We start from the raw sequence: 10578 nt of genomic DNA on the forward strand, positions 1-10578 counted from the left end.
GTATACGAAGAACCAAGAGACGAAGTCGAAACGCTGCTTTGCGGCATTTGGGAAGATGTCCTTGGCGTCAGCCAAGTCGGCATTCACGATCACTTCTTTTTCCTTGGCGGAGATTCAATTAAAGGCATCCAAATGGCAAGCAGACTCACGCAAGCAGGCTGGAAGCTCGATATGAAACTTCTATTCCAGTACCCGACGATTGCAGAGCTGCGCCCATATATCGAGGAAGCCGATCTTCTCACAGCCGACCAATCACCTGTCGAAGGAGAAGTCATTTTAACACCGATTCAGCGCTGGTTCTTTGAACGAAACTTTACGAATCAGCATCATTGGAACCAATCGGTTATGCTCCAAGCACCAAATGGTTTGGATGAGGAAGTCGTTCAGCAAGTACTGGAACAGCTCATGATTCATCATGATGCCTTGCGACTGGTGTACCCGCTCGAAGAAGGGCGCGTCATCCAGCGTCATCGAGGAATCGAGGAAAAGAATGTGGCAATTGACGTGGCGGAAGTAAAAGGAGAGCTGTCGCAGCAAATCAAGCAGGTAGAAAAGCTGGCAAATGAAGTGCAGGCGAGTATATCGCTAGCAGAGGGGCCTTTAGTGAGACCTGTTATTTTCCGAACGGATCAAGGGGATCATTTATTGCTTGCTGTACACCATCTTGTCATTGATGGTGTGTCATGGCGCATTTTCCTTGAAGATTTCATGGCTCTTTATGAACAGTCGAAGCGTGGGGAAACTCTTACCCTCCCTGAAAAAACACACTCCTTCCAAGAATATGCCCAGAAGCTAACTGAATACGCTGTGTCAGATGAGCTGCTATCGGAAAGAGAGTATTGGAAAAAGGTACTTGCGCATTCTGTTCCTCCGCTTCAAAAGGATCATGTCACGGAGGATCAACGAATGCTTCATACAGAAACCATTCGTTTTACATTGTCTGAAGAGGAAACGCACAGGCTGCTGACGGATGTACATGAAGCCTACCAAACAGAAATCAATGATATTTTGCTGACGGCATTAGGATTGTCCATGAAAGAGTGGACAGGTGAAGACAGGCACTTTATTCATCTTGAAGGGCACGGGAGAGAAGACATCCTCCCTGCGGTTAACGTATCACGGACCATCGGCTGGTTTACTAGCATGTATCCTGTGTTACTGGATATGTCGCATGCAGACGATCTTTCTTATCAAATCAAGCATTTAAAAGAGGAACTCAGACACATTCCGAACAAGGGGATCGGCTATGGCGTTTTAAAATACTTAACGCCTGACAAGATGAAGGACGATATTGATTTTCAAGTCACACCAGATATCAGCTTTAACTATCTTGGCCAGTTTGATGAACAGATCGGTGGCGGTGAAATGAGACGCTCTGCATGGCATGCAGGACAATCGCTGAGCCCTGAATCCGAGAAACCTCATGCGCTAGATATTGTTGGTTTCGTAGAACAAGCAATGCTCCATGTGACGATTTCCTATCATCACCTTGAATTCGAAGAGCGGACGATGGAACAGTTCAAGGAACTCCTAGAAAAGAATGTGAAGACATTGATCTCACATTGTCTATCACAGGATGAGAGTCAGATCACACCTAGTGATGTGGGGGATGAGGATCTTACCATGGATGAACTTGAAAAGCTAATGGATCTATTTTAAGCAAAAAGAAGAGGTGGACTTATGAGCAAGCAGAAAATTCAAAAGGTATATCCTTTAACACCAATGCAAGAGGGCATGCTGTATCATGCCATGCTAGACCCTGATTCCTCCTCTTATTTCACACAGCTTGAGCTTGGAATAAGCGGAGATTTTGATCTCGATCTTTTTGAAAAGAGCCTCAATGAACTCGTACGGACATATGACATTCTGCGTACAGCCTTTGTCTATCAGCAATTACAAAAGCCTCGTCAGGTTGTATTGGCTGAACGTCATTTAGATGTGTATAGAGAAGATCTATCGCATCTGAATGATCAAGAGCAGAAAAAGGTATTGGATCAATATAAAAAGCAAGTGAGAAAGCAAGGATTTCACTTAACGAATGATCTGTTGTTGAAAGTCGCTGTTTTTCAATTAAATGAAACAAACTGGCACCTGATTTGGAGCAACCATCACATCATCATGGATGGTTGGTCCATGGGTGTTTTGATGAAAAAACTGTTTCATTACTATGAATCTTATCGGAACGACCGAACCCCGGATCGCTCACAAGGTAAGCCTTATGCGGACTATATCCAGTGGCTTGGAAAGCAAAACAAACAAGAAGCGGAAGACTATTGGAAGGAGCGGCTGGATGGCGCTGTTCAGCACCAAGGGCTGCTGCAGCAAAAAGAGGCGAACGGACAATATGACCATCAGGAATGGACGTTTACATGGGATGCACAAACGGTACAAGCCATTCAAGATGCGGCAAGACAATGCCAAGTGACAGCACCGAACCTTTTTCAGGCTGTCTGGTCCGTTCTTTTAAGCACCTATCATGCAGCAGATGATGTCACATTCGGAACAGTCGTATCGGGCAGACCTCCAAGTGTGTCTGGAATTGAGCGAATGGCAGGGCTGTTTATCAATACGATACCTGTTCGGGTGACATTGGATCAGGAACAGACCTTCAAACAGCTGTTTCAAAAGGTTCAGCAGCATGCACTGGAAGCGGAAAACTATGATTTTATGCCGCTTTATGACATTCAGCAGAAAACAGCTGCTGGAGGAAAGCTCTTTGATCATTTGGTTGGGTTTGAAAACTATCCTTTAGATCAGGAGCTGTCTGGTGACACCATGTCTGCACGTCTCGGTTTTGCCATTGATGTAAAGGACGGATTTGAACAAACGAATTTCGATCTGAATCTTCTTGTCTATCCGGGTGAAACGTGGACATTGAAAATCAAATACAATGCGGTGGCGTTTGAAGAAAAAGTCATTGAAAATATATCGAAACATCTGACCAATCTCATAAAGCAAATCATTCAAAATCCTGACATGTATCTTCATGAAGTGACATGTATCACAGAAGAAGAAAAGCAGCAGATTGCAGCGTGGAATCAGACGGAGAGAGATTATCCGAAGCACCTGTCCATTCCCGAGCTGCTCAATGAACGTATCAAAGCGCAGCCAAACCACCTGGCATTAGTCGAAGGCGAGCGAACATTCACATACGAAGAGCTTGGACAAGAAATCCGTCGTTTAGCCAGCATCCTTGTAGAAAACGGCGTTCAGCCGGGGGATGCTGTCGCGGTGTATATGAACCGATCAGCAGATGCGGTGATCGCCATTTTAGCCATTTTACACGCAGGGGCTGCCTATGTGCCGATTGATCCAGCTCAGCCTGAGGAGAGAATCCGTTGGATGCTTGAAGACAGTGGCGTAGCCATTTTGCTTTATGCTGACAGCCAGCCGCCGGTTGATGAAAGCATCAAAGCAATTCATGTGACCGGCATGACTCATCACTCACAAGCGGAGTTTTCAGTCGTCGAGACGTCTCCATCTCAATTGGCATATATCATGTTCACATCGGGATCGACTGGACGGCCCAAAGGAGTGCAAATTGAGCATCAGCATATTGTGAGGTTAGCATGCTCTCAGGAGAAATTGGGCTTGAACACGTCGGATCGTATGGCGCATACAGGAGCTGTCAGCTTTGATGCGATTACCCTTGAAATCTTCACTACGCTTCTGAATGGGGCGACGCTTTATCCTGTTGACCGTGATACTTTATTGGATATACACCGATTCGAACAATTTATCCAAACACATCAAATCACGGCGCTCTTTTTAACGACTGGTTTATTTAATCAGCTCGCTCAGCAGCGGCCGCAAATGTTCAAAGGGTTAAAAACATTATTCACCGGCGGTGATGTGATCAATGAGAAAAGTGCGGAGCTTGTGAAAAAGCATCATCCATCACTTACTTTGCTGAATGTCTATGGTCCAACAGAAAATACAACCATCTCGACCATTTACGAAGTAAGAGGAGATGAAACGGGTCCGATCCCAATTGGTCAGCCGATCAATCATACGTCAGCTTATATTTTAGATGATTATCAAAGACTTCAGCCAATTGGAGCGCCAGGAGAGCTGTATGTAGGCGGGGATGGTGTTTCAAGAGGGTACATCAAACGTCCAGATTTGACTGATCAAGTATTCATGGCAGATCCTTTTAAGCCGTCAGGACGGATGTATCGAACAGGTGACTTGGCTAGATATGGTGCGGATGGTCAGATCGAATTCCTTGGCCGTGCAGATGATCAGGTGAAAATTCGAGGCTTCCGTATTGAGCTTGGAGAAATTGAAACGGTGCTTCGCCAAGAAACGGGTATCGATGATGCGGTTGTACTTGTTCAGCAGCTTTCTTCAGAAGAAAAGGAAATCATCGCCTACTTCACAGGGAGACTCACAGAAGAAGAGGTGCGAGATGTATTCAATCAAAAGCTGCCAGCTTATATGGTGCCGCACTATGTGATGAAGCTGGATACCTTTGCACTGACAACGAACGGGAAGGTAGATCGAAAAGCTTTACCAAAGCCGAACGAAGTGCATCGCGAAGAGATCAAAATCATGCCGCCTGAGACCGAGACAGAAAAGGTACTAGCTGACATTTGGGAGGAGCTTCTTGGAAAAACGATTGGGATAGACGAGCATTTCTTCATGGCTGGCGGGCACTCGCTCAAGGCGATGATGATGTCTGCGAAGGTTCAAGAAGCGCTTCAAAAGGAAGTGCCGATTCAAATGATTTTTGAGAAGCCGACGATTCGCTCATTAGCGGCTTACATCGATCAGGATGGTCAAGAAGATGCCGGACATCCTATTTTACCAGCAGAGCAGGCAGATGAATATCCGGTATCACCAGCTCAGCGCCGTTTATACATTTTGCAGACACTTGAACCTGACAGCACGAATTATCATATTCCGATCGTCTTAACGCTTGAAGGAACACTCGAATATGAGCGGCTCAAATCAGCATTTAATCAGTTAATCCAAACGCATGAAATCTTAAGAACGAGTTTTCATATGAATGGAGAAGACATTGTCCAAAGGGTGCATGAATGGTCTGCATTTGACCTTCCTGTTCATGACATCAAGGAAGAAGAGGCTGAGGCATTTCTTGCTGAACGTCAATCGCCATTTGATTTAACAGCGGCACCTCTTTTACGAGCTCAGCTGCTAAAGGTCAGTGAGAATCGTCATCTTCTCGTTTTGGAAGCACATCATCTCATTACAGATGGCAGCTCCATGAAGACGTTCATTCAAGATTTGGCGAAGGCCTATGATGGAGAAGCTCTTGCTGAAAGAGCCATTCATTATAAAGATTACGCTGTCTGGCAGCTAAGTGAAGAAGAAACGGAGAAACTGAAGGAGCATGAAGCATATTGGCTGAAGCAATTTGAAGGAGATTTACCGGTTTTAGAGCTACCAACTGATTATCCGCGTCCAGCAGAACGTGATTTTTCGGGAGAACGATTTATGTTTGGCTGTGATCAAGCAACGACTCAGCGCATTCATGAACTGCTACAGAAAACCGATACGACCATGTACATGTTCTTGTTATCTGCCTTTCAAGTGCTGCTTGCCTCCTATAGCGGTCAGGAAGATATCATTGTGGGTTCGCCTGTTGCTGGACGGACACACCCTGATATCCAGGACATGCCGGGGATGTTTATCAACACCATTGCAATGCGCGGAAAACCAGAACAAACCAAAACATTTTTACAGCTGCTTGAAGAAATAAAAGAAACAAGTGTTGACGCTTTTGCACATCAAAGCTATCCACTGGAAGAGTTAATTGCACATCTTCCATTAGACCGTGATACAACTCGGAGCCCGCTTTTTAGCGTGTCATTTAACATGCAGAACATGGAGGTTCCAGCGCTAAAGCTCGGCGATCTGCACATTTCGCCTTATGCCATTCAGCATCACTCAGTCAAATTTGATTTATCTTTAGAAGCATTTGAACGCGAGGGAGCATTAAAACTGAGCTTTGACTATGCAGCGGCATTATTTAAAGAAGAGACCGTCCGCCGGTTCGGAACTCACCTCCTAGCGATTATTCGTGAGGCGGTTCGTCATCCAGAGGAACAGATCGGCTTGCTCTGTATACTGGATCAGCATGAACAAATAGAGCGTCTGGAGAAAAAAGCCGAAGGGCCAACGAATCGTCATGAGCCATTCCATGTCCAATTTTCACGTCAGGCTAAGGAAACACCGGATGCTATTGCCGTCATGGATGATCAAAGAAAACTCACCTACCGTGAGCTGGAAGACATGTCACATGCACTTAGCTGTGAGCTTAAGAAACGAGGCGTAGAGAAAGAAAAAACTGTGGCACTGATTCTTGACCGCTCTGTCTATGTGATCGTCTCCATGCTTGGTGTGATGAAAGCAGGAGGAGCGTTTGTCCCGATTGATCCAGCTTTTCCGGCTGAACGAATCCGCTACACATTAGAGGATTCAGGTGCACAAGTCATCGTAACAAATGAGTCTCTTGCTGATTCCTATCAAAATCGCAAGTCGATTCAAGTGGTGCAGGTTGAACAAGCAGTGCAACAAAGCTATTCACTAGAACTGCCAGAAGTATCGGTCGATCAGCTCGCTTATGTGATTTACACATCTGGGACAACAGGGAAGCCGAAGGGAGTACAGCTCACGCATCGTAATCTATCACACTATGTCAACTGGCTGACAAATGAGGTGACATTGCAAGAATGTGATCGGACAGCACTGCTTTCTTCTTATGCATATGATCTTGGTTACACAAGCATTTTCCCTGTTTTAAAAGCAGGGGGGACACTCTATGTTCCTCGTGAAGAGGTGTATACAGACCCTGTACGTCTGATGCGTTTGATTGATGAACAAGAGCTGACTTATATCAAAATGACACCATCTTTATTTCATATGATGGCAGATTCTAAGGAACATTCATTTAACGCTTTACGCCTAGTGGTACTTGGAGGAGAACCGATCATTCCTGAGGATGTTGAAACATTTATGAAGCAGCATCCATGCGTGGCAGTAATGAACCATTACGGTCCGACTGAGACAACCATTGGTACAGTGACCAAGCTGATCACACCGCAAGAGCTGGACGCTCTGAAGGAACGATCTTTGATCGGGCAGCCAATTGCACACACTAGAGCACTCGTATGCAATCAGCAGCAGCGTCTTGTCCCTTACGGCGCGCCGGGAGAGCTTTATATATCTGGGGAAGGCGTGTCGAGAGGATATTTGAATCAGCCTGAGTTAACAGCGGAACGTTTTCTTGAAAATCCATATGACCCTCAAGAGCGAATGTATCGAACAGGGGATTTGGTCAGACAGCATGCAAATGGAGATATTGAGTTTCTTGGAAGAGTCGATGATCAAGTGAAAATCCGCGGCTATCGCATTGAGAAACAGGAAATTGAGCATGCCGCACGTGCTCTGGCATCTATTCAAGAAGTCTATGTGAAAGTTCTGCACCTGTCCGGTTTGCCGGAGCTTGCACTCTATTACACAGCGCCTGAACACATTGGAACATTGACGTTTAGAGAAAATCTTGCGGAGACACTGCCGGATTATATGATTCCAACGTACTTTGTGAAAGTCGATCACATTCCACTTACCCAAAATGGAAAGGTGGATGCGAAGTCTTTGCCGCTTCCGCATGAAGTGCATATGAACCGTACGGCGCATGTGGCACCAGAAACGGAACTTGAGCGGACGCTGTGTGACATTTGGTCAGAAGTTCTTGGGGTGGAACAAATGGGTGTTCTTGACCACTTCTTTGAATTAGGAGGTCATTCCCTCAAGGGCATGGTGCTCATTTCGAAGGTGCAAGCAAAGCTGAACAAGCATGTGCCGCTCAAAGTCCTTTTTGAAAAACCAACCATACGAGCGATGGCTGCCTACTTGGACGAAACGGATTCTTCGGTGGTTACATCCATTGAGCCGGCGGAAAAGCAAGATTTCTATCCCGTCTCTTCTGCTCAAAAGCGGATGTATGTACTGCAGCAGCTGCATCCAGAAGCAGTCACTTATCATATGCCAGCCGTTTTAATGATGGAAGGCAGCCTTGATGTGAAGCAGCTAGAAGCAGCGCTTCAAGCCTTGATCGACAGACATGAATCGTTGCGGACAGCGTTTGTAGAAATTGACGGCGTACCCGTTCAAAAAGTCTATCGCCAAGTGCCGTTTACATTAGAGGTTGATGAAATCGAGGGCGATCAGGAGCAGTCTGTCATCGAGTCATTCATTACACCATTCTCACTACATCAAGCACCATTAATGAGAGCAAAAGTGGCGAAGCTTTCTGATGAGAAATATGTATTCATGATGGATATGCACCATATCATTGCAGACGGTGTCACACGTAGCCTGCTTATTCAAGAACTGGCAGAGCTTTATGAGAAAAAGACGTTACCGCCAGTTCAGCTGCATTACAAGGATTTTGCGGTATGGCAGCAGGAAGAAAATCAGCAGGCGCTGCTTGAGAAACAGCGGCAGTATTGGCTGGAGCAATATGCACAGCCGCCAGAAGACTTAGCGCTGCCCCTTGATTTTCCGCGTCCTCAAGTTCAGTCATTTGAAGGAGGGCGAGTCGATAGATGGTTGTCTGCTGAAAAGGTGCAATCTATCAAAACGCTCATGGCGGAAAAAGGTGTGAGCTTGAACATGGTGATGCAAACAGCATTTGCCATTTTCCTTTCGAAATTAACTGGGCAGACAGATATCGTCATAGGCGCTGTAACCGCAGGACGTACGCATGCTTCAATCGAACGAGTTCCAGGCATGTTTGTCAATACGCTTGCTCTTCGAAACGAAGTGCAGCCAGAAGACACGACAGCACAGCTGCTTGAAAAAATGAAAGATCGCAGCCTATCAGCCTATGAACATCAAGAATTTCCGTTTGAGGAATTGGTGGCTCAGTTAGATCTTTCGAAAGACACGAGCCGCAATCCATTGTTTAGTGTCATGCTGACTACAGATGACCGTGACCTGACGTTACCGGATTTGAATGGACTCAAGCTGTCACAAAAGCAGCAAGATACCGTTCATGCAAAATTTGATATAACGCTTGGTGTATTTGAAGAAAATGATCAAGTGGGCTTGCGCTTTGAGTATGCAGCGGCTCTGTTTAAAAAGAGCACCATTCAGCGCTGGAGCCGATATATTGAAAAAATCATAGACGATATGGTGACTAAGCTGAATCAGCCGATTTCAGCGCTATCTCTCATAACTGAAGAGGAAAAACGAGAGCTGATCAATGAATGGTCAGGACCTGTCCTAGACGTCCCGTCAGATCAAACCGTTCATGCCCTGATTGAGGCGAAGGCACAAGGAGCACCGCATCAAAAAGCGGCGACCTTCTGCGGAACGAGCTGGACGTATAAAGAGCTGAACAGCCGGGCGAATGTAGTCGCTTCAAGGCTCATCGCAAGCGGCACAAAACCAGGAGACCGCGTCGGCATTCTCACCCGCCCATCTCTTGACATGACAGCTGCTGTCCTTGGCGTTCTCAAGTCAGGTGCGGCATTTGTTCCGATTGATGCAGATTATCCAGCGCAGCGTATTGCATACATGCTGGAAGACTGCGGGGCAGAGGTACTTCTGATGCAGAAAGGACTTACTGCACCACCTTCATTCACAGGTCATATCCTGTTCATAGAAGATGCGGTAGAGGGAGAAGCTCACGAGATTCAGGTTCAGATCAAACCAACGGATCTTGCCTACATGATTTACACGTCTGGGACGACGGGACAGCCGAAGGGTGTCATGGTCGAGCACCAGTCTCTTGTGAATCTTGCATTCTGGCACAATGATGCGTTCCAAGTGACGCACGAGGATCGAACTGCGAAATATGCAGGCTTTGGCTTTGACGCCTCCATTTGGGAGATGTTCCCGACGTGGATCGCTGGCGCAGAGCTGCATATCATCGACGAAGCAATTCGCCTCGATATGATCAAGCTCAATGCGTATTTCAATGAAGAAGGCATCACCATTGCCTTCCTGCCAACACAGCTTTGTGAGCAGTTTATGTCAATGGACAACCATTCTCTACGTTACTTACTAACAGGCGGAGACAAGCTGAAACAGGTGAAGCCAGTTCCATATCAACTCGTCAATAACTACGGTCCAACTGAAAATACGGTCGTAGCGACAAGCGGAATGATCGATTCAGAACAAGGCACGCTTCCGATTGGAACAGCCATTGCCAATACTCGTTTTTACATTATGGGTTCGTTATATGACCTGTCGCCGCCAGGCGTACCGGGTGAGCTCGTGATTGCAGGAAAAGGACTGGCAAGAGGCTATTGGAATCTTCCAGAGGAAACAGCCAAACGATTTGTCCCAGATCCATTCTATCCAGGCGAGCGCATGTACCGCACAGGCGATTTAGTGAAATGGACAGAGGGTGGCGAGCTGATTTACCTCGGCAGAATAGACCATCAGGTCAATATCCGCGGCTTCCGTATTGAGCTGTCAGAAATTGAAGCCCAGCTTCTGACGCTGGATTCGGTGAAAGAAGCCGTCGTGACAACGGTCAAAGATGCGAGTGATCAGGACGCCCTTGCCGCTTACGTGATCACAGAGAACGATACTGATGCAGAA

General features: G+C 46.3%; 2 protein-coding genes. Both read left to right on the forward strand.

Annotated features, from left to right (window positions below; genetic code table 11):
• Positions 1-1659 (forward strand): condensation domain-containing protein (locus tag AC20OE_RS18705; protein ID WP_487269080.1); only part of this gene is annotated, 1659 nt, incomplete at its 5' end.
• A 21-nt stretch (positions 1660-1680) separates the two neighbouring features.
• The coding region (locus AC20OE_RS18710) for a non-ribosomal peptide synthetase (protein ID WP_487269081.1) at positions 1681-10578 on the forward strand (8898 nt) is incomplete at its 3' end.

The sequence above is a fragment of the Bacillus sp. SRI_025 genome (assembly GCF_057592095.1).